The sequence below is a fragment of the Micromonospora sp. NPDC047670 genome, from assembly GCF_043204915.1.
Taxonomy (GTDB): Bacteria; Actinomycetota; Actinomycetes; order Mycobacteriales; family Micromonosporaceae; genus Micromonospora.
Genome location: NZ_JBIDDA010000001.1, coordinates 71,029 through 90,175 on the forward strand (window position 1 = coordinate 71,029; position 19,147 = coordinate 90,175).

21 protein-coding genes and 3 tRNA genes are annotated in these 19,147 nt (G+C 74.5%); 9 read left to right on the plus strand and 15 right to left on the minus strand.

Annotation, left to right across the window (positions count from 1 at the left end; translation table 11 throughout):
- Nucleotides 1–14: 14 nt before the first annotated feature.
- Together ACGF7U_RS00305 and ACGF7U_RS00310 are read right to left on the minus strand one after the other, a co-directional pair.
- Nucleotides 15–230 carry a DUF3073 domain-containing protein gene (locus ACGF7U_RS00305; protein ID WP_091099829.1) on the minus strand — a complete coding sequence of 72 codons (216 nt, stop codon included), beginning with the start codon at nucleotides 228–230 and terminating at the stop codon, nucleotides 15–17.
- A 290-nt stretch (nucleotides 231–520) separates the two neighbouring features.
- Nucleotides 521–1,603 carry a Glu/Leu/Phe/Val dehydrogenase gene (locus ACGF7U_RS00310; RefSeq protein ID WP_393101909.1) on the minus strand — a complete coding sequence of 361 codons (1,083 nt, stop codon included), beginning with the start codon at nucleotides 1,601–1,603 and terminating at the stop codon, nucleotides 521–523.
- A gap of 171 nt (nucleotides 1,604–1,774) precedes the next feature.
- Here ACGF7U_RS00310 and ACGF7U_RS00315 point away from each other — a divergent pair, with 171 nt between their 5' ends.
- Both ACGF7U_RS00315 and ACGF7U_RS00320 read left to right on the plus strand, forming a co-directional pair.
- Nucleotides 1,775–2,614 carry a hypothetical protein gene (locus ACGF7U_RS00315; RefSeq protein ID WP_393101910.1) on the plus strand — a complete coding sequence of 280 codons (840 nt, stop codon included), beginning with the start codon at nucleotides 1,775–1,777 and terminating at the stop codon, nucleotides 2,612–2,614.
- Between the two features lie 251 nt (nucleotides 2,615–2,865).
- Nucleotides 2,866–3,075: a BldC family transcriptional regulator gene (locus tag ACGF7U_RS00320; RefSeq protein WP_007073996.1), complete on the plus strand. Its 210-nt coding sequence runs from the start codon at nucleotides 2,866–2,868 to the stop codon at nucleotides 3,073–3,075.
- Between the two features lie 81 nt (nucleotides 3,076–3,156).
- On the opposite strand, the gene ACGF7U_RS00325 is transcribed toward ACGF7U_RS00320, so the two are convergent.
- On the minus strand, nucleotides 3,157–3,555 hold the full coding sequence (locus ACGF7U_RS00325) for a PPOX class F420-dependent oxidoreductase (RefSeq protein WP_393101911.1): 399 nt from the start codon (nucleotides 3,553–3,555) through the stop codon (nucleotides 3,157–3,159).
- A gap of 54 nt (nucleotides 3,556–3,609) precedes the next feature.
- On the opposite strand from ACGF7U_RS00325, the gene ACGF7U_RS00330 reads away from it, so the two are divergent.
- Entirely contained in the window at nucleotides 3,610–4,389 is a 780-nt protein-coding gene (locus ACGF7U_RS00330; protein ID WP_393101912.1) for a class I SAM-dependent methyltransferase, read from the plus strand.
- Nucleotides 4,390–4,436: 47 nt separating this feature from the next.
- Here ACGF7U_RS00330 and ACGF7U_RS00335 read toward each other — a convergent pair whose 3' ends face one another.
- Nucleotides 4,437–4,733, minus strand: coding sequence for a hypothetical protein (locus tag ACGF7U_RS00335; RefSeq protein WP_393101913.1), 297 nt, complete (start codon nucleotides 4,731–4,733; stop codon nucleotides 4,437–4,439).
- A gap of 163 nt (nucleotides 4,734–4,896) precedes the next feature.
- Between ACGF7U_RS00335 and ACGF7U_RS00340 the strand changes: the two genes are divergently transcribed.
- On the plus strand, nucleotides 4,897–5,754 hold the full coding sequence (locus ACGF7U_RS00340; protein ID WP_393101914.1) for a 3-hydroxyacyl-CoA dehydrogenase family protein: 858 nt from the start codon (nucleotides 4,897–4,899) through the stop codon (nucleotides 5,752–5,754).
- Nucleotides 5,755–5,806: 52 nt separating this feature from the next.
- Complete coding sequence (locus ACGF7U_RS00345) at nucleotides 5,807–6,550, plus strand: enoyl-CoA hydratase/isomerase family protein (RefSeq protein WP_393101915.1); 744 nt, start codon at nucleotides 5,807–5,809, stop codon at nucleotides 6,548–6,550.
- A 78-nt stretch (nucleotides 6,551–6,628) separates the two neighbouring features.
- Here ACGF7U_RS00345 and ACGF7U_RS00350 read toward each other — a convergent pair whose 3' ends face one another.
- On the minus strand, nucleotides 6,629–7,978 hold the full coding sequence (locus tag ACGF7U_RS00350; protein WP_393101916.1) for an ABC transporter substrate-binding protein: 1,350 nt from the start codon (nucleotides 7,976–7,978) through the stop codon (nucleotides 6,629–6,631).
- Nucleotides 7,979–8,133: 155 nt separating this feature from the next.
- Between ACGF7U_RS00350 and ACGF7U_RS00355 the strand changes: the two genes are divergently transcribed.
- Both ACGF7U_RS00355 and ACGF7U_RS00360 read left to right on the plus strand, forming a co-directional pair.
- Nucleotides 8,134–8,523, plus strand: coding sequence for a hypothetical protein (locus tag ACGF7U_RS00355; RefSeq protein WP_393101917.1), 390 nt, complete (start codon nucleotides 8,134–8,136; stop codon nucleotides 8,521–8,523).
- Between the two features lie 95 nt (nucleotides 8,524–8,618).
- Entirely contained in the window at nucleotides 8,619–9,326 is a 708-nt protein-coding gene (locus ACGF7U_RS00360) for a DUF2786 domain-containing protein (RefSeq protein WP_393101918.1), read from the plus strand.
- Nucleotides 9,327–9,374: 48 nt separating this feature from the next.
- On the opposite strand, the gene ACGF7U_RS00365 is transcribed toward ACGF7U_RS00360, so the two are convergent.
- Complete coding sequence (locus ACGF7U_RS00365; protein WP_393101919.1) at nucleotides 9,375–9,890, minus strand: SRPBCC family protein; 516 nt, start codon at nucleotides 9,888–9,890, stop codon at nucleotides 9,375–9,377.
- Nucleotides 9,891–10,112: 222 nt separating this feature from the next.
- Here ACGF7U_RS00365 and ACGF7U_RS00370 point away from each other — a divergent pair, with 222 nt between their 5' ends.
- On the plus strand, nucleotides 10,113–11,204 hold the full coding sequence (locus tag ACGF7U_RS00370; protein ID WP_393101920.1) for a hypothetical protein: 1,092 nt from the start codon (nucleotides 10,113–10,115) through the stop codon (nucleotides 11,202–11,204).
- A gap of 105 nt (nucleotides 11,205–11,309) precedes the next feature.
- Here ACGF7U_RS00370 and ACGF7U_RS00375 read toward each other — a convergent pair.
- The 8 genes from ACGF7U_RS00375 to ACGF7U_RS00410 form a co-directional block, all read right to left on the minus strand.
- Nucleotides 11,310–11,383, minus strand: a tRNA-Phe gene (locus ACGF7U_RS00375).
- A gap of 103 nt (nucleotides 11,384–11,486) precedes the next feature.
- A tRNA-Asp gene (locus ACGF7U_RS00380) sits at nucleotides 11,487–11,560 on the minus strand.
- Nucleotides 11,561–11,592: 32 nt separating this feature from the next.
- A tRNA-Glu gene (locus ACGF7U_RS00385) sits at nucleotides 11,593–11,665 on the minus strand.
- A gap of 154 nt (nucleotides 11,666–11,819) precedes the next feature.
- Complete coding sequence (locus ACGF7U_RS00390; RefSeq protein ID WP_393101921.1) at nucleotides 11,820–12,620, minus strand: polysaccharide deacetylase family protein; 801 nt, start codon at nucleotides 12,618–12,620, stop codon at nucleotides 11,820–11,822.
- 75 nt (nucleotides 12,621–12,695) lie between these two features.
- Nucleotides 12,696–13,646 (minus strand): MerR family transcriptional regulator, encoded by a 951-nt coding sequence (locus tag ACGF7U_RS00395; RefSeq protein WP_393101922.1) that lies wholly within the window; start codon nucleotides 13,644–13,646, stop codon nucleotides 12,696–12,698.
- Nucleotides 13,636–14,256 (minus strand): isopentenyl-diphosphate Delta-isomerase, encoded by a 621-nt coding sequence (idi, locus tag ACGF7U_RS00400; RefSeq protein ID WP_393101923.1) that lies wholly within the window; start codon nucleotides 14,254–14,256, stop codon nucleotides 13,636–13,638. Before idi ends, ACGF7U_RS00395 begins: the two co-directional genes overlap by 11 nt.
- Nucleotides 14,257–14,290: 34 nt before the next feature.
- The gene (crtI, locus tag ACGF7U_RS00405) at nucleotides 14,291–15,799 is read right to left on the minus strand and encodes a phytoene desaturase family protein (RefSeq protein WP_393102869.1); all 1,509 of its coding nucleotides are present in this window, start codon (nucleotides 15,797–15,799) and stop codon (nucleotides 14,291–14,293) included.
- Nucleotides 15,799–16,953, minus strand: a complete 1,155-nt coding sequence (locus ACGF7U_RS00410; protein ID WP_393101924.1) for a polyprenyl synthetase family protein — start codon at nucleotides 16,951–16,953, stop codon at nucleotides 15,799–15,801. Before ACGF7U_RS00410 ends, crtI begins: the two co-directional genes overlap by 1 nt.
- 64 nt (nucleotides 16,954–17,017) lie before the next feature.
- On the opposite strand from ACGF7U_RS00410, the gene ACGF7U_RS00415 reads away from it, so the two are divergent.
- Nucleotides 17,018–17,959 (plus strand): phytoene/squalene synthase family protein, encoded by a 942-nt coding sequence (locus ACGF7U_RS00415; protein ID WP_393101925.1) that lies wholly within the window; start codon nucleotides 17,018–17,020, stop codon nucleotides 17,957–17,959.
- A 54-nt stretch (nucleotides 17,960–18,013) separates the two neighbouring features.
- On the opposite strand, the gene ACGF7U_RS00420 is transcribed toward ACGF7U_RS00415, so the two are convergent.
- Nucleotides 18,014–19,078 carry a serine hydrolase domain-containing protein gene (locus ACGF7U_RS00420; RefSeq protein WP_393101926.1) on the minus strand — a complete coding sequence of 355 codons (1,065 nt, stop codon included), beginning with the start codon at nucleotides 19,076–19,078 and terminating at the stop codon, nucleotides 18,014–18,016.
- Nucleotides 19,079–19,147 lie beyond the last annotated feature (69 nt).

Genomic DNA, 19,147 nt, shown 5'->3' on the forward strand with positions numbered 1-19,147 from the left:
GCTGCGACCGGAGGTCAGCGGGTCGGACGTACCCAGGGGTCCGGGTCTTCGTCCGCGTGATCCTCATCATCGTCGTCGACATACTCTTTGTAGTCGTCGTCGAAGTTGTGCTCAGACTTACCAGCACCCGCCAACTCGCGCTGCAAGGCGGTGAGGTCGGTGTTCGGGGAGTGGTACTTCAACTCCCGGGCCACCTTCGTCTGCTTGGCCTTAGCACGGCCGCGCCCCATGGCTCGACCCCCTCGCACAGAATGCGGGGCAGCCCGAAGGCGGGCCCCGATGACGTCAGGCATCTCTCGTGGCTCTTACGGTACATGGGGATGCCATCGTTCGGCACCTCGGGTTACCGTCGACCGGCACCGCGCGTCGCGGTCATCCAGCCGTCACCGATTGTACCGGGTAAGGAGCGGTGCCGGGAGCGCCCGTGACACCGGACAAACCCCCGCGAAAACAGCTTAACGGCGCGGACCGCCAAGGGCGGCGCGGTGGGGCGGAACCGGCCGGCTCCGCCCCGTGCCGCTCATCGCAGGTGGATCGTGCGCAGCCGGCCGACGTCGGCCATCCGCCGCTCCGCCAGCCGGTCCGCCGCCACCGCCGGCGGCACGCCCTCGGCGTCGGCCAGCCGCAGGATCTCCCGCGTGGTGTCGTAGATCCGCGTCGCGCGCAGCTTGGCCCGCTCGAAGTTGAAGCCGTCGATCTCGTCGGCGACCTGGATCACGCCGCCGGCGTTCACGACGTAGTCGGGGGCGTAGAGGATGCCGCGGTCGGCCAGCAGCTTCTCGATGCCGGAGTGGGCGAGCTGGTTGTTGGCCGCGCCGGCGACCACCTTGGCGCGCAGCGCCGGCACCGTGTCGTCGTTGAGCGCGCCACCCAGCGCGCACGGGGCGTACACGTCGATGTCGGCGGCGACCAGCGCGGCGGCGTCGTCGACCAGCGCGACCTGCGGGTGGGTGGTGCGGGCCCACTCCAGGGCCTTCGGGTTGACGTCGGTCGCCACCACCTCGGCGCCGTCGTCGAGCAGGTGGCCGACGAGGTACTTGCCGACCTTGCCCAGGCCGGCCACGCCGACCCGCCTGCCGGCCAGGGTCGGCGCGCCCCAGACGTGCTCGGCGGCGGCCCGCATGCCCTGGAACACGCCCCAGGCGGTGAGGATCGAGGAGTCGCCGGCGCCGCCGTGCTCGACGCTGCGGCCGGTGACGTACGACGTCTCCCGGGCGATCACGTCCATGTCGGCGACGTAGGTGCCGACGTCGCAGGCGGTGTAGTAGCGCCCGGCCAGGGACTCGACGAAGCGGCCGTACGCGCGCAGCAGCGACTCGCTCTTGATCCGCTCGGGGTCACCCCAGATGACCGCCTTGCCGCCGCCCAGGTCCAGCCCGGCCAGGGCGTTCTTGTACGCCATGCCCCGAGACAGGTCGAGCACGTCGGCGAGGGCGGCCTCCTCGCTCTCGTACGGGTAGAACCGGGTGCCACCGAGCGCGGGGCCGAGCGCGGTGGAGTAGATCCCGATGATCGCCTTCAGGCCGGACTGCTTGTCCTGGCAGAAGACGACCTGTTCGTGACCGGTGGATCCCGGGTCGTCGTTGGTGGCGAATACGCCCATGACTAGCTCCTGGGTTTGGGGTGCGTCCTTGTGGGACGCGGCCTGTGGACGCCGGCGGGATGCTGCCGGTGCCGCTGAGCCTAGTATCGGCCGACGCCGTCCGACCGCCCACGGCACGCGTGATCGCAGCGCCGACGACGGTTGGGTTCCGATTCGTGGGAGGATCGCGCCGTGCCGTCGCTCTTCGCTTCATACCTGCGCGTGTACGAGCCGCTGACCGCCTTCGACCGGGATCGCCAGACGTACTGGCGCCGCTACGTCGAGCAGGGGCGGGCGGTGGCCCCGGTCGAGGGGCCCGGTCGGCAACGGACGTCGGTGATCGAGGCCCTCGGCGCGGGCTGGACGCGGCTGCCCGACCTGCCGGACGAGGCGTACGTCCTGGAGACCGACGAGTCGCTGCTGGTCTGCCCGTGGAACCTGCGCATCCGGGTGGCCGAGGCGGCGCTCAGCGCCCGCGACGGCGTGCCGCCGGTGCTGGCCGACGCGTTCGTCCCGCCGGTGCTCGCCGGGCAGGCCAAGGCCGTGGTGGAGGACTGGCGCAGCGGGGCCCGGGTGCTGGAGCACGGTGTCCCCCGGCTGCACGAGCAGATCGCCACCTGGGGCGTGCCGCTGCGCTGGTTCGTGCTCTTCGACCCGGAGGAGCGGCACCACGTGACCAGTCCCGGCCGGCGGGCGCTGCGCTACCGGACGGAGATCTCCAAGGCCCGACGCCGGTCGTCGCGCGCCCTGTCGGTGCTGCGCAAGTCGGTGGGGGACGCGCCCATCACCGAAGCGGTCGAGGAGGCCGCCCGCTGGCTGGAGGAGTTCCATCCCCGCTCGGTGGTGGAGCTGGACTACGGCGGCCTGGTCGAGCTGCTCTCCGACGAGACGCTGGCCGCCGACGACTCGCCCGAGCTGGTGGCGAGCGGGCTCGCCGGGCTGTCCCGGGGCGAGGCCGAGGAGGCTTCCGCGGCGTACGACAAGCTCGTCGCCCGGTGGCGCGCGGTGCAGTTGCTGGAACGGTGCAACTAATCCCAAATCGCCCAGGAAGCGCCCTCGATCCGAGGCGTACTCGTAGTTGGCGCATCACGAACCGTGATCATGAGTCCGAATAAGGTACTTTCTGCCGTGTAAAAGTCGCATAAATCGGGCATGGTTCATCCGTCCGTCTAGGGACGTTCGGCCGTTCGGCCCATGTCGGACATCGGGGACTAGCCGGACCATGGGAGACGCGTCGGCCGGCGGGACCCCGGCCGATGTCTATACATGTGGAGGAGTGACCGATGGCATCGCGAACGCACGAACCAGAGCCGCTACTCACACCGGCCGAGGTGGCGTCGATGTTCCGTGTCGACCCGAAGACGGTGACCCGGTGGGCCAAGGCTGGCAAGCTCAGCGCCATCCGCACCCTGGGGGGCCACCGCCGGTACCGCGAGTCGGAGGTCAGGGCCCTGCTGCAGGGGCAGATCCCCCAGCAGCGCCAGGGGGACTGACGGCCGGAAGTCAACAGGTGTTCACGAAGGGCGGCGGACACGGTCCGCCGCCCTTCGTCGTGTCCGGACCGGGCGGGCGGGTCAGCCGCCGCCCGACGGTCGGTCGGCGAGGGAGACCCGGATGCCGATCGTCCCGCCCTCGCCGCGCCGCAGCCGGCTGCCGAGCAGGCTGAGCCGGCCGATCAGCCGGTACTTCCGCTTGATCAGGTCGCGTACCCGCCGCGTGTCGGCCGGGCCGCAGAGCGTCGCGTGGGCGGGCACCGCCTCGCCGTGCGGCCGGCCCCGGACGTCGCACGGCGCGACCGTGACGTCCCCGCTGCGCCGGATCCGCTTCACCTTGCCGGAATCCGCCGCCGACCACACCGCCAGCGCGTCGCCGTCGCGCACCGCCCAGACGGGCGTCGGCACCGCCCGACCGTCCTTGCGGAACGTCGTCAGCAGGACGTATTTCTCCGCCGCGAGGCGATCCAGTGTGGTCACGCCGTCAGGATACGGCCGCTGCGGCTGACTGACCGGCCGGATAGCGTGAAAGCCGTGACGGTGGAACCGCTGATCGGCGACGTGTTCGGGGAGATGCTGCGCGACGCGCTCGCCGTGGCCACCGGCGTCGGCCCCCGGCCGCTGGCCGGCGGGCGGCTGCCCCGACCCGTCATCGAGATCATCGAGCGGGACGACGGGCTGATCAACGGCGCGCCCGCCGCGCACTACCTGGACGGCCCGGCGGACTGGCAGCCGTACGACCACCGGGCCGTGGACCGGGTCGAGGGCGCCACCCTGGACGTCGGGGTCGGGGCGGGCAGGGTCGCGCTGCTGCTCCAGGAGCGGGGCGTGCCGGTCACCGGGCTCGACACCTCGGCCGGCGCGCTGACCGTCTGCCGCCGGCGGGGCGTCCGCGACCTGGTGCACGGCACGGTCGACGCGCACGTCGCCGACGGCCGCAGTTACGACACGTTCCTGCTGCTCGGCAACAACGTCGGGCTGCTGGAGGGGCGGGAACGGGCCCCGGTGCTGCTGGCCGCGCTCGCCGCGCTGGCCCGGCCGGGCGCGCAGGTCATCGCGCAGGGCACCGACCCGTACGGCACCCGGGACCCGCTGCACACCGGCTACCACGAGCGCAACCGCCGCCGGGGCCGCCTCGGCGGGCAACTCCGGCTCCGGCTGCGCTACCGGGAACTGGGCACCGAGTGGTTCGACTACCTGGTCTGCTCGCCGGACGAGCTGGCCGGGCTGGTCCGGGGCACCGCCTGGCGACTGACCGACGTGGACGACCGGGACGCGCCGTACTACCTCGCCACCCTGCGCCTGACCGGCTGACGCCGGGGCCCCGCCGGGTGGCGGGGCCCCGGACACCGGCGTACCCCTCAGACCTGGACGGTCGGGGGGAGCTGCTCGGGCGGGAGGCCGCCGTCGCCGTCGACCACCTCGTCCGGGGTGCCGTCCTCGTCGAGGTCGACCATCGTGATGTCCACCTTGCCGTCGTGGTCGGTGTCGAACTGGAACAGGTCGGGCTTGCCGTCCCCGTCGGTGTCCGCCACCCAGACGTCGGTACGGCCGTCGTTGTTGGTGTCGGCACGCAGCAGGTCCACCCGCTCGTCCCCACGGGTCTCCACGGTCTCCGCCGCGCCCGCACTGTCCACGGTCTCCGGTGCCTGGCTCATCTCGGCCCGTCCTTCCCTGTCGTTGACGGCCGTCGTACCCGATCCGCGCCGCCCCCACGCATGCCGGGGAGAGCGTCGCTGCATAGGGTCGGCCCATGAGCGAGTGGAGCGGGTGGCGGAGCGCGGGTCAACCCCGGGTCGCCGCCGGAGGCAGGGAGGCGTCATGAGCGACCGCTTTGTCGTCGTCGGGGCCGGCACGATGGGGCTCGGCATCGCGTACGTGGCGGCCGGGGCCGGGCACGCCGTCGAGCTGGTCGAGGTCGACCGGGCCCGGGGCGCGGCGGCCGTGGACCGGCTCGGTGAGCTGTGGGACAGGGCGGTGCGGCGCGGGAAGCTGACCGCCGACCAGGCCGCGACGAACCGGGAGCGGGTCACCCTGCGGGCCGCGCTCGCCGAGGTCGCGCCGGAGCCCGCCGTGGTGGTGGAGGCCGTGCCGGAACGGCGGGACCTCAAGCGGGCGGTGCTGCGCGAGGCCGAGGCGCTGCGCCCCGCGCTGCTGGGCAGCAACACGTCCAGCATCCCGATCGCGGAGCTGGCCGACGGGCTGGCGCGGCCGGAACGCTTCCTCGGGCTGCACTTCTTCAACCCGGTCTGGGCGATGGCGTTGCTGGAGATCGTGGTCGGCCCGGCCACCGCCGACGAGACCACCGCCGCGGCCGTCGCGCTCGCCGGCCGGCTGGGCAAGGATCCCGTGGTCGTACGCGACATGCCGGGATTCGCCACCTCCCGGCTCGGGGTCACCCTCGGCCTGGAGGCGATCCGCATGGTCGCCGACGGGGTGGCCAGCCCCGCCGACATCGACAAGGCGATGGTGCTCGGCTACCGGCACCCGGTGGGCCCGCTGGAGTTGACCGACCTGGTCGGGCTGGACGTGCGGCTGGACATCGCGCGCACCCTCCAGGCCGCGTACGGGGACCGGTTCGCGCCGCCGCCGCTGCTGGTGGAGATGGTGGCCGCCGGGAAGCTCGGCAAGAAGTCCGGGCAGGGCTTCTACCGCTGGGAAGACGGGGTTCGTTCGTGAGCGCGAGGAGCGAGTCCGTGAGCCCCGCGGTCGCGGGCGCAGGGGGCACCGCGTGAGCGGGCTGCGGGTCGAGGAGCGGCCGGACCGGCTGGTGGTCACGCTCGACCGACCGGAGAAGCGCAACGCCATCGACGCCGACCTGATCGCCGAGCTGCATGAGGTCTGCGCGGAGCTGGAGGCGCGCCCCCGCCTGCTGCTGCTCACCGGCGGCACCGAGGGCATCTTCGCCGGCGGGGCGGACATCGGTCAGCTGCGCGAGCGGGGCCGGCTGGACGCCCTGGCGGCCATCAACTCGGCCGCCTTCGCCCGGATCCGGGCACTGCCGATGCCGACCGTGGCGGCGGTGGACGGGCCCGCGCTGGGCGGCGGGGCCGAGCTGGCGTACGCCTGCGACCTGCGGGTCTGCACGGCGCGGGCGGTGTTCGGGCAGCCGGAGGTCCGGTTGGGGATCCTGGCCGGCGCGGGTGCGACCCACCGGCTGCCGGCGCTCGTCGGGGAGGCCCTGGCCAAGGAGCTGCTCTTCACCGGCCGCCGGGTGGACGCGGAGGAGGCGCTGCGCATCGGTCTGGTGAACCGGGTGGTCGCCGAGCCCGCCGAGCTGCTGCCCACCGCCCACGGGCTGCTGGACGAGATGGCGAAGGGGTCCGCGCTCGCGCTGCGGCTGACCAAGCTGGCCGTCGACGCGCCGCCCGCCGCCCACCCGCACCTCGACCTGGTCAGCCAGGCGGTGCTCTTCGAGGACGAGGAGAAGCACCGGCGGATGACCGAGTTCCTGGAGCGGCGTAGGCCCCGCTGAGTCGCGGCGACGCACCCCGGACGACGACGGCCGCACCGGATCACCGGTGCGGCCGTCGGAGTGCGACGGGTCAGCGGCTCAGTGCCGGATCTCCACGCCGGCGTCCGCGAGCGCGCGGATCACCTGCGCCGACTCCGCGAAGCCGATGATCAGCACGGCCTCCGCGCCGAAGTCCTTGATCTCCTTCGCGGTGGCGGTGAAATCGACGGGGCTGGCCTTGGCGTCGGCCGGCGGGTCGTAGGTCAGCAGCTTCAACCGGTCACCGCCGACGCCGGCGCGCTCCAGCTCGGCCTTGACGGTGGCCTGGAGGCCCTCGCCGTAGGAGTCCTTGCGGGCGACGATCGCGATCTTCTGCGGCCCGTCCCGGAGGATCACGTCGGCCAGCGCCCGCCCCTGCAGGTTGTCGGGCGGGGCGGTGCGGAAGTAGAGGCCGTTGTCGTCCAGCTCGGTCAGGCTGGCGTCCGTGTTGGACGGGGAGAACAGGACCTTCCCGGCCCGTACCACGTCGGGCAGCACCTCCCGGGAGATCCCGGAGCCGCCGGCGCCGATGATGACGTGCACCTTCCGCTCGACGTGCTTCGCCACGGTTGCCTTGGCCACCGCCGGGTTGGTGCCGTCGTCGCCCTCGATCCAGACCAGCGGCTCGCCGAGCACCCCGCCGGCCGCGTTGATCTCCTTGACCGCGACGGCGACCGCGGCGGCCATCTGCGGGTACGCCAGCGCCAGGTCACCGCTCTTCGGCAGCAGGCCGCCCAGCACCAGCGGAGAGCCGTCGCTGCGGTCGGTGCGGCCACCGCGCTGCTTCTTCGCCTTCGGCGGTGCCTTGGTGCTCGCGGCCGACTCGTCCCCGGCGCCGACGAACTCCGTCTTGCCGTCGTTGAGCTGCTGCCCGTCGAAGTGCACCGTGGCGTAGCTGGCGGTGGCCGGCTCGCCGGCGTCGGTGAACCCGGCGCGGGTCATCGAGACGCTGCGGTACTCGATGTCCTGGCCGGCGCGGGCCAGCGCCAGGCACGTCGCCACGTCCTCGCAGCGCTGCCCGTTGTTGGTGGCCCCGACGATCTGCTTGGCGATCGCGGCCGGGTCCGTGCTGCCGGCCAGCTGGGCGGCGAGCGCGCTGATCACCACCGCGTCGTACGTCTCGGCGGCGTAGACGAAGTCGTTCAGCTCCGCGTCGACGGACCGTAGCCGGTTCTTGAAGCTCTCCGGCAGCGGCGTCATGGGCGTGGTGCCCTTCATGCCGTCGACCAGGCTGGCGCGATCCTTCAGCTCTGCGGGGTAGGAGTTGAGCATGTTGCCGTCGGTGCCGTAGAGGCGCACCTGGTGGGTGGTCGCCTCTTCGGCGCCCTCGGTCCCGCAGGCGCTGTTGGCGAGCAGGAACGTCACGCAGGCGGCCAGGGTGGCCGCCCGCGAGGCGCGTGACTTGAGCATGGTCGTCCTTCCTCCGGCGAAGGTCCGCTGCGCACATTAGCGTGCCGAGGCGGGTGGCGTGACCACGGAGGCGACTCAATCCGCAGGTCGCCCGCCATGCTCACGGAGAGTGATTCCGGCTCGGTCACTTGACCTCCTGCCCTACCGTGCGGTGCGTGACCGAATCACCACAGCAGACGCTCGACGACGCGACCGCCGTGCTCCGCTCGGCGTTGGCCGGGGACGGCGACGCGGTGGTGGGAGCGTTCGACGCGGTCGTCGACCGGTCCGGCCTGGCCGGCGCGTACGGTGTGGCCTGGTGCCTCGCCGCGACGATGGTCGGCGGGCCGGTGCCGCCGGGCAGCTGCGCGCTGGACTTTCCCGGCATCGACGAGGCGGACTACGACACCCGCTGGGTGGCCCGGTTCGTCAGCGCGTACGCCAACGCCGACGCCGACACCGGCGAGGCGCTGTTCGGGGCGGCGGCGGCCGACGGGTTGCTGCCCGACTGCCTGCTCACCCTGGCCGGCTCGACGGTGGCGACCCTGCGCAGCCGGGCGGGCTGACGGCGCGGACACGGGCCGTCGCTACGCCGACACCCTGCGCGGCGACCGGCCGGTCGCCGTCCCGCCTCGAGCGTCCGGCGTGACAGGCTGGGGGCATGTCCGAGGCCATGCTCAGCAAGGTGCGCAAGCTCCTGGCCCAGGCCGAGGACCCGGCCTGCACCCCCGCCGAGTCGGCCGCGTTCACCGCCAAGGCGACCGAGCTGATCGCCCGCTACGGCGTGGACCGGGCGCTGCTGGCCGCCCGCGACCCCGCAACCGACCCGGTGGGCGACCGGGTGGTCGAGGTCGTCGCCCCGTACGCCCGGGACAAGGCCGGCCTGCTCGCCGCGGTCGCCGACCCGCTCCGCTGCCGCTGCGTCCGCCGCCGGCAGGGCAGTGGCTTTGCCATGCACCTGTTCGGCTTCGCCAGCGACCTGGAACGGGTCGACCTGCTCTTCACCTCGCTGCTGGTGCAGGCCGCGCACGGGCTGGCCGCGGCCGAGGTGCCGCCCGGCGAACATCCCGCCGCCTTCCGGCGCTCCTGGCTGGCCGGCTTCGCCCAGGTGATCGGCTTCCGGCTGAGGGCGGCCGAGATCGACGCGGCCACCGAGGCGGGCGGGCCGTCGGTCGCGCTGGTGCTGGCCGACCGGTCGGACCGCGTGCGGCACCGCGTCGCCGAGGTGTATCCGCGGCTGCGCACCGCCGCGCCGCGTCGGCTGGCCGGCACCGGGTTCGGCTCCGGCGCCGAGGCGGGACGCCGCGCCGATCTCGGCGGCCGGGGTGTCGCCACGGCTCCCGGCACCCGCCCCGGCATCGGGCGCTGACGCGCCGCGGGTGACGGTGCGCGGGGCCCGGTCGGTCGGACGAGTCGGTCAGCCGGCGCCGTTGGCCACCGTGGCGGCGTAGCGGGAGAGCAACTCCTGCCAGCCGGCGGTCAGCGCCTGCCGGTAGCCCTCGGCGGCCTCGCCGTGCCGGTCGAAGTGCCGGTGCTCGACCTCCACCCGGGTCCGCTCCGGTGCGTCCGGTTGGAAGAGCACCTCCACCTCGCTGGCCCGCGCCGGATCCGGGACCGGCGCCCGGTCCGCGCCGATCTGCCACGTGAAGACCAGCCGCCGGGGCGGATCCCAGGTCAGCACCCGCCCCCAGTCGCAGCGGAAGCCGTACGGGCCGATCTCGTAGAGCATCCCGCCGGCGCGCGGCTCCATGCCCAGCTCGGCCAGGCGCTCCGGGCCGGACCACGTGTACTCCATCACCCACCAGTCCGCCAGGGCGTCGGTGAACACCGCGAACGCCCGATCCGCGGGGGCGTGGACCAGGAGGACGCTGCGCAACGAGAACCGCTCGGACTCCTGCCGGATGTCGGCCGGGTCAGCCATCTCCTGTCCCATAGGCCCGGACCATACCGGCTGGTGCCCGGGTGCGCAGCTTCGCGTTCTGCCCGGTTCCGGACACCCCTTTCCCGTACGCGCGATGGCGGGCGTACGGCCAGGTCGGCCGGTGGCGCCCGCCCGCCGGGGCGCGGGGACGGAGGGCGGGATGGTCGGTCGGATAGCGGGTAACCGCGCCGGACGGTCCCGGCCGGCCGGGCCGGAGGAGGCGGAGCGGGGAGCATGAGCGAGAACGCACAGCAGCGCGAACCGGACCAGGTCAGTGAGCGACCAGCCCGACGAGAGGGGGCGGCCGAGCCGGACGTCCTGCTCGACGTACCGGAGGTGTCGGTCGACTCGATCCGGCTCGCCGTGGACGGGCTGGACGCCGACCTGTCCCTGCGGGCGCGGCTGGCCAACCTCCTCGAGCTCGACGCCGGCGTGCGGGTGCACCTGCGGGGCGTCGAGCTGGACATCACCGGGGTGCACGCCGAGGCGCAGCTCAAGGTGCGTCTGGAGAAGGTCGTCGACATCCTGGACCGGGCGCTGACGACCATCGACCGCAATCCGCAGATCATCGAGGCGCTGTCGCGTACGGCGACCGTCTCGGTCGACGACGTGAACCGGGCGACGCAACAGGTGACGAACCTGAGCGGGCAGGTCGCCGCCTCGGCGGAGCGGTTCGGCGGCGCGACCGACGAACTCGGCCAGCAGGTCGGCGCGATCGGCGCCGTCGCCGACCGGTCGCTGCGCGAGCCGGGCACCTCCGGCCAGGGCGGGAAGCCGGGTGCACCGGATCAGGGCGGGAAGCCCGGCGGCCGCGCGGAGGGCGGCGGGCCCGGCGCTGGCCAGGCGGCGCGCGGCGGCGGTCTCGCCAGCGGTTCGGGCGGCGGTGGCGAACAGGGCCGGGCCCAGCGCGCCCGGGAGCAGTCGGCGCGCGGAGCGGGCCCGCCCGAGCAGGGTGGACCCGAGCAGGCCCGCGAGGAGCGGGGTGGGCCCGAGCGCGAGCGGGGCCCGGCTGAGCAGGCGCGCCCCGAGCCGGGCGGGCCCGACCGCCGGCCGCGCGAGCAGGGTGGCGGTCCGGCCCCGGCGGAGAAGCCCGGCGGTGGCGCGCGCCAGGGCGGGGAGGACCGCGGGCCGGAGGCCGGCCAACGCAAGCCGTCCGAGGACCGACCCGGGGGCGGGCCGGGCACGCGGCCCGACGACGCCGCTGGCGCGCCGCCGAGCGCGACGCAGCTCGCCGAGCAGGCGGGGGAGACGCTGCGGCAGGCCGGGCGGAGCGTGTGGGAGGCGATCCAGAGCGGGATCGCCCAGCACCGGCAACAGGGGCGCTGACGCGGGCCGGCGCCACCGCCGTTCGTCCGTCAGGAGGGCGTACAAGAAGATCCCCACCGGCGTTTCCGCAGGTGGGGATCTTCAGTAGCCCGGCGAAAGGCTATGTGGCCAGGGGCGGGGTCGAACCGCCGACCTTCCGATTTTCAGTCGGACGCTCGTACCAACTGAGCTACCTGGCCGTGTTGCTCGGTTCATGCTACCCGCACGGCGGGTTCTCCGCCGGGAGGGTCACACGCTCCGATACGCAGAACGCCGCGCATGATGGGCGCGGCGTAAGCGCTGCGGTCCTGACGGGACTTGAACCCGCGACCTCCGCCTTGACAGGGCGGCGAGCACTCCAACTGCTCCACAGGACCTAGCTTTGTTGCCTCCGGCCGAAGCCGGACCGTGCCCCCAACGGGATTCGAACCCGTGCTACCGCCTTGAAAGGGCGGCGTCCTGGGCCGCTAGACGATGAGGGCGGCCCCGCCATCATTGCACACTCGCAACTTCAAGCGGACTTGCTCCCATCCGGCCCCGCCGGAGGCTTGGATAGCTTACGTGATGGCCCCCCGGTCGACCAAACCGGTATGGCCCTAGCCACACCGGCCCGCAAAACCGCAGGTCAGAGGCGTTCTAGCGGAGCCGCGCGATGCCGAAGCGGCGCTTCAGGTCGATGATCAGGTGCGGGCAGGCGGCCAGCGTCGCACCGCGATCACCGCCCCCGTCGTGCAGCAGCACGACCGATCCGGGCCGGGCCGCGGCGCGTACCCGTTTGGTGATCGTCGCGGCGGTCGGCTTGCCCCAGTCCTGCGGGTCGACGTTCCAGTGCAGCGACCGCATGCCGAGCTGCTTGGCGACGGACACCACCTCGCGGGTCCACCGGCCGCCCGGCTGCCGGTAGAACGGCACCTTGGCGCCGGGCACCGCCGCCCGGATGGCCGCGTTGGTGCGCGCCAGGTCGGCGCGGATCTCGGCGACCGGTCGCCGGGCGAGGTCCATGTCGTGGCGCCAGCTGTGGTTGCAGAGCTGGTGCCCCTCCCGCACGATCCGCCGGATCAGGTCGGGGTGGCGGCGGGCCTGGGTGCCCACCACGCAGAACGTGGCCGTGACCCGGGCCGCGCGGAGGCGGTCGAGGACCTTCGGCGTCCAGACCGGGTCCGGCCCGTCGTCGAAGGTCAGCGCCACCGTCCGCGCGCCGGTGGTGCGGTGCAGGCCCGCCGGCAGCGCGGTCGGCAGCGGGCGGACGGGCCGCCTGGGCGGCGGCGTGGTGCGGGTCGGACGTGGACTGGCGGTCGGCTTCGGCTCCGGCGGCAGCGGCGCCGAGGCGACGGGGCTGGGGCCGGCCGGCTCCGACGCGGACGGAGTGGTGTCGCCACAGCCGCCGAGGAGGAGGGCCAGGGCCAGACCGGACGCCAGTACGGCGCGTGGGCGCATCGTTCGCTCCCGAAGGGGGTCGGGGGTCAGCAGCCCCCGACGCTAGTGGACGGCGTTCCGTCCCCGCACCCCCGGTCAGTCCGTCGTCGACTGGTCCAGCGAGTCGCGTACGGCCAGCGCCAGCGAGAGCGCCTCGGTGAGGTCGACGGGCCGCACCACTCCGGCGGGCAGCGAGTCCGCCAGCCAGCCCGGCCCGGCGGCGAGCACCAGCAGCGGCCGGCGGGGCGCGGCGAGCAGGGCGGCGAGCTGGGCGGGGTCGGCGGTGGCCCGGGTGTGCGACCAGATCACCACGGCGGCCGGCCCGGTCCGGTTGACCGCCTCGACCAGCGCCGCCGCCGGCACCCGGGCGCCCAGCATCCGGTAGCCCGCCCCGGCCTCGGCGAGCGCGGCGGCGAGCGCCTCCAGCGGCAGGCTGTGCTGCTCCTCGTCGGCGCAGGCGAGCAGGACGCGCGGCGGCTCGGCGGGCGCGCCGGCCCGGGTGACCGCCGCGAACGCCTCCGACACGCAGCGCGAGATCAGGTGCTCGACCTCGATCAGGCCGGCGGTGGCGGCGTGTCGCTCCCCGATGCCGACGAGCACCGGGCGCAGCAGCCGGTCCCAGGTGGCGACCACCCCGTCCGCCTCGATGGCGTGCGCGATCGCCTCGTTGACCGCGACCGGATCCAACCGCATGGCGGCGCGGGCCAGCCCGCGGGCAGCCGGCCCGGCCCGGCCGACCGGGATCGTCAGGCCGCCGCCGTCCCGCGTGCCGGTGGTGCGGGCGCGTGGGCGCGTGCCGGCGTCGGTCGGCGCGGTGTCCGGCGCCCGGCGGGCCCAGCGGGCCGCCTCGGCGGGGGTGACCCCCTGGGCGGTGAGCCGCCGCATGATCTCCAGGCGCGCGAGGTCGGCCGGCGTGTAGCGCCGGTGGTGCCCCGGGACGTGCTCGCTCGGGCCGAGCCCGTAGCGCTGGTGCCAGGTGCGCAGGGTGGTGACGGCGACCCCCAGCCGCCGGGCCACGGCCCCCGCGCTCAGCGCCTCATCGACCACCCGGCCGCTCCGACGCGTCGTCCGCCGGCAGCCCGGAGGGGGTCATGGCCGCATCCGGACCGCCGGCGGACGGCCCCGAGGGTTGCCGCAGCCGGTTCACCACCCCGCCCAGCCAGGGCGCGTACGCGCGGGGGTCGGCGTCGAGGTCGGCGGCCAGCTCGACGGGGTCGACCCAGCGCAGCTCGGCCACCTCGTGCGGGTCGGGCAGCAGCGGCGCGCCCGGCCGGAACTCGCCCCGCAGGACGTGGTCGTACTCGAACTCGACGCGGCCGGTGGCCGGGTCCTCGGCGTAGTAGATGTACACCCCGACCTCGGTCAGCTCGACCGGTTCGGCGCCGAGCTCCTCGCGCAGCCGGCGGTTGGCGGCCTCGACCAGCGACTCGCCCGGCGCGGGGTGGCCACAGCACGAGTTGGCCCAGCGCAGCGGGAAGCGGGTCTTCACGCCGGCCCGCCGTTGCAGCAGCACCCGGCCCTCGGGGTCGACGAGCAGCACCGAGAAGGCGCGGTGCAGCTGGCCCGGGGGCTGGTGCGCGGCGGAGACGGTGGTCTCACCCTGCGCTCGTCCGGCGTCGTCGACGAGTTCGACGAGGTGCTTCTCGCGGGTGGTCACGGCGCGTGCCTTTCGGTTGTGCGGGGGTGGGCCATCAGGATCCGCCGGTGATCCGGGCGGCGGCGAGCTTGCCGGAGATGAGCACCATCGGCACGCCGACGCCGGGCTGGGTGCCCGAGCCGACGAAGACCACGTTCGGCAGCGTCCGGTGCAGGTTCGACGGGCGGAAGGGGCCGGTCTGGAAGAGGCTGTGCGCGGCGGCGAACGGGGTGCCGGCCGCCATCCCCTGCTCGGCCCACTCGGCCGGGGTGACCGCCCGCAGCACCTCGACGCCCTCCCCGAAGCCGGCGTAGCCCCGCTCCTCCAGGGTGCCGACGAGCTGGTCGGCGTACCGGTCGGTGAGGTCGCCCCGCCAGTCGAAGGGTGCCCGGTCGAGGTTGGGCACCGGGGCGAGCACGTAGTAGGTGTGCCGGCCGGCGGGCGCCACCGACGGGTCCGTCCGGCTCGGGTTGGTGACCAGCAGGGACGGGTCGCTCATCAGCTCGCCACGCCGGATGACCTCATCGAAGGTGCCCTTCCACGACCGTCCGAAGTGGATGTTGTGGTGGGCGATCTTCCCATATCCCTGGCGAGATCCGACGTGCAGGACGACGCAGGACGGCGAGTAGGTGAGCCGGCGGGGACGGGCCGGCGGCAGCAGGTCGCGGTAGGCGACCGGCAGGTCGGGGTTGAGCACCACCACGTCGGCCGGGATCAGCTCCCCGTCCGCGGTCAGCACGCCGGTGGCCCGGCCGTTCGCGGTCTCCACCCGCGTGACCGTGGTGTCGTACCGGATCTGCACGCCGTGCTTCTCGGCGGCGCCGGCCATGCCGCGGGAGACCGCGTGGATGCCGCCGCGCGGGAAGTAGACCCCGGCCACCGAGTCGAGGTACGCGATGACGGCGTAGATGGCCAGCGCGTCGTGCGGGGCGAGGCCGGCGTACATCGCCTGGAAGGAGAAGATCCGCTGGGTGCGCGGGTCGCGGAAGAACTGGTTGATCTTCGTTTGGAGCCGGCGGAAGGCGCCGCCCGCCAGCAGCCTCACGAGGTTGCCGGTGAGCAGGTCGGTGGGCGCGTCGAGGTTGCGCTCGATGAAGTCGGCGCGTTCCCACTGCCAGAGTTTCCGGGCGTAGTCGACGAAGCGCAGGTAGCCGTCGGCTTCGCGGGGGCCGCAGACCCGCGCGATCTCGGCCGCCATCCGGGTGGTGTCGGTGATGACGTCCAGCGTCGACCCGTCGGGGTAGTACGCCCGGTAGGCCGGGTCGAGGGGGGTCAGGTCGAGCCAGTCGTCCAGCTCCTCGCCGACGGCGGCGAGGGCCTCGGCGATCAGGTCCGGCATGGTGAGCACGGTGGGGCCGGTGTCGAACTCGTAGCCGTCCACGCTGAGCCGCCCGGCGCGGCCGCCCGGCACCGGCTCGCGCTCCAGCACGGTCACCTGTCGACCGCTGCCCGCCAGGTGCAGCGCGCACGCCAGCCCGCCCAGGCCGGCGCCGACGACCACCACCCGGTCCGTACGCCCGTTCACGGTGCGCACGCGACCACCTCCTTGTGCGAAGTTGCCCATCATGCCCGCCGGTTGGTGGCGGCGGTGGCGAGACCGGTGAGCGCGGTGCGCGCCGTCCCGTCGATCGACGCGGTGTCGAGCGCGGCCAGCGCCTCGGCGACCCGGTCGGAGATCATGCGCTCCACCCGGTCGACCGCGCCGGTCTCGGCGACCAGGCCGGCGAGCCGGGCGATCTCCCCGTCGCCCGCCCCGGGGCGGAGCCCGTCCAGCGCGCGCCGCTGGGTGGGCGTGGCGAGCTGCCGGGCCAGCATGAGCAGCGCGGTGGGCTTGCCGGTGCGCAGGTCGTCGCCGGCCGGCTTGCCGGTGGCCGCCGGGTCGCCGTAGACGCCGAGCAGGTCGTCGCAGAGCTGGAACGCCTCGCCCACGGCGAGCCCGTAGCGGGTGTAGGCGGCGATCAGCGGGGCGTCGGTGCCGACGCCGGCCAGGCAGGCGCCGAACAGCAGCGGACGCTGCACCGTGTAGCTCGCGGTCTTGTAGCGGGCCACCCGCAGCGCGCGGTCCACCGTCCAGTTCGCCGCGTCGCTCTCCCCGAGCACGTCGAGATACTGCCCGGCCACCGTCTCCACCCGCATCTGGTCGTAGCAGCGGCGGACGTCGAGCAGCCGGGCCGGCGGCAGGGCGGCGTGCGCGAGGAGCCGGTCGGCCCAGACCATGCAGAGGTCGCCGACCAGCACCGCGACGGCCTCGCCGAACCGGCGTGGGTCGCCCCGGTGGCCGGCGGCGGCGTGCCGGGCGGCCAGCGCCGTGTGCACCGTCGGCCTGCCCCGCCGGGTGGCGGAGGCGTCCATCACGTCGTCGTGCACGAGGGCGAAGGTGTGCAGCAACTCCAGGGCGGCGAGCGCCGGCAGCACGGGCGGCAGCGGCTCGGCGCCGCCCACCACGCCGCGCCAGCCCCAGTAGGCGAACGTCGGGCGGAGCCGTTTGCCGCCGGCCAGCACGCTGTCGCGCGCCGTCGTGGCGAAGCCGCCCATCGCCGCGTCGATCTCGGTCAGCGAGGCGACCTCGGTGGCCAGGAAGGCGGCGAGGGTGTCGTCCACCGCCGAGACCAGATCCCTCGTGTACGCGGCCAGGACCGCGCGGACCGGGTCGTCTCCGTCGGCCCGTCCGGCCGGGGCCACGCGGAGGGTGTTACCCGCAACTGCGTCGTTGGCCATGCGGCCGAGAGTACCCTAGGGTTACGTGTTGCGTCGATTGGTGCGTCGATAATGAGGAGGGCCGGTGGACCTGGATCTCACCGCTGCCTATGACCGTTGCCGTGAGCTGCACCGACACCACGGCCGCACCTACTATCTCGCCACCCGGCTGCTGCCCGCATGGAAACGGCGGCACGTGCACGCGCTGTACGGGTTCACCCGCCACGCCGACGAGATCGTCGACCGGACCGAGGAGCTGCCGCCGGCCGAGCGGGCGGCGCGCCTCGACGACTGGGCGGGCCGCTTCGTCGCCGGGCTGCACGGCGAACCGGTCGACGACCCGCTGCTCCCGGCCGTGCTGCACACCATCGCCGTCTTCGATCTCGACCGGGACGACTTCGCGTCGTTCCTCAGGAGCATGACGATGGACCTGACGGTCACCTCGTACCGCACCTACGACGACCTGCTCGGCTACATGGAGGGCTCGGCGGCGGTCATCGGCACGATGATGCTGCCGATCCTGGGCAGCTCCGACCCGGCCGCCGCCCGGGAGCCGGCCCGCCAGCTCGGCTTCGCCTTCCAGCTCACCAACTTCATCCGGGACGTGGCGGAGGACCTCGACCGCGGGCGGACGTACCTGCCCGACGACGACCTGGCCCTGTTCGGCGTCGCCCGCGAGGAGCTGGTCGAGGCCCGCGCCCGTGGTCGCGCCACGCCGCGGATCCGGGAGCTGATCGCGTACGAGGTGAGCCGCGCCCAGGCGCACTACGCCGCCGCCGCGCCCGGCATCACGCTGCTCGCGCCCGCCTCGCAGGCGTGCATGCGCACCGCGTACGCGCTCTACGGCGGCATCCTCGACGAGGTGGCCGCGCGGGACTACGACGTCTTCGCCGGCCGGGCGGGGGTGCCGCGGCGCCGCCGGTTGGCGGTGGCCGCCCGCGCCCTGGTCACCCCGGCCGGCACGCCGGTGGTCGTGCCCGGGCCGCCCGCCCCGGCGCCCACCCCGGTGCCCGTGCCGAGCCGGTGAGCGTGCCGACCCGGTGACCCGGTCGCCTCCGGCGAGCGCGCCCGCCGGGGGCGGTCAGAGGCAGGAGTGCAGGGCGTCCACCAGTGCGTCGACCCGGTCGTGGTCGGCCAGGTGGGACGTGGCGTAGGCGAACGTGTAGCCGCGCCCGGGGTCGGCCCAGGCGGAACTGCCGCCGATCCCGGCCATGCCCCAGCTCCCGTCCTCCTCCCACTGCATGCCCAGCGTCCACCGGACACGCCGGCCCAGCAGCAGGTCGTCGCCGTCGTACTGGACCCGCGCCGCCTCGGCCACCAACTCCCGGCCGAACAGGCGCACGCCGTCGAGGACGCCGCCGGCGAGCAGGCCCGCGTAGAGCCGGGCCAGGGCGCCCGCGGTCGAGTGGAGGTTGACCGCCGGCACCTCGGCGCCCCGCCAGAGCGGGCTGTTCACCACGGCCAGGTCCCGCCCGCCGGGCGGGTTGTCCAGCGCCCGCGCCCAGAGCGAGCCCGGCTCACCGGCCGCCCGGTCCGGCCAAGCCGGATCGCCGTACCGCAGCTCGGCGCAGCGCCGCTGGTCCGCCTCGCCGAGGCCGAAGCCGAGGTCCAGCCGCCACGGCCCGGCGATCTCCTCGGCCAGGAACCGGCCCACCGGCCGACCGTCGACCCGCCGCACCAGCTCGCCCACCAGGTGCCCGTACGTCCAGGCGTGCTCGCCCGCGACGGAACCCGGCGGCCACTCCGGCTCGGCGGCGGCCAGGTCGGCGCAGAGCAGGTCCCAGTCGGCGATCGCGGCGGCCGGCCGGGGCACCGGGAAGGCCGGCAGCCCGGCGGTGTGCGTGAGCACCTGCCGGACGGTGGCCGGGGTGCGGAAGCCGGGCCAGTGCGCGGCGACCGGGTCGTCCAGGTCGAGCCGGCCCCGGTCGACCAGCATCAGCAGGCAGAGCGCCGCGACCGGCTTGCCGACCGAGTAGACGTTCACCAGCGTCTCCGGCCGCCACGCCCGCCCCGGCGACCGCACGCCGCCGACGAGGTCGACGACCGGCTCGCCGTCGTACCAGATCGCCAGGCCGGCCCCGGTCTCCCGGCCGGCGGCGAGCAGCTCGGCGAAGCAGTCGTGGACGGCGGAGAAGCGTGCGCGCATCCGGCCACCGTAGGCGGCCGGGAGCCGACGGGCAGCGGAATTCCGGGGGTGATCGTTGGCCCGCAACCG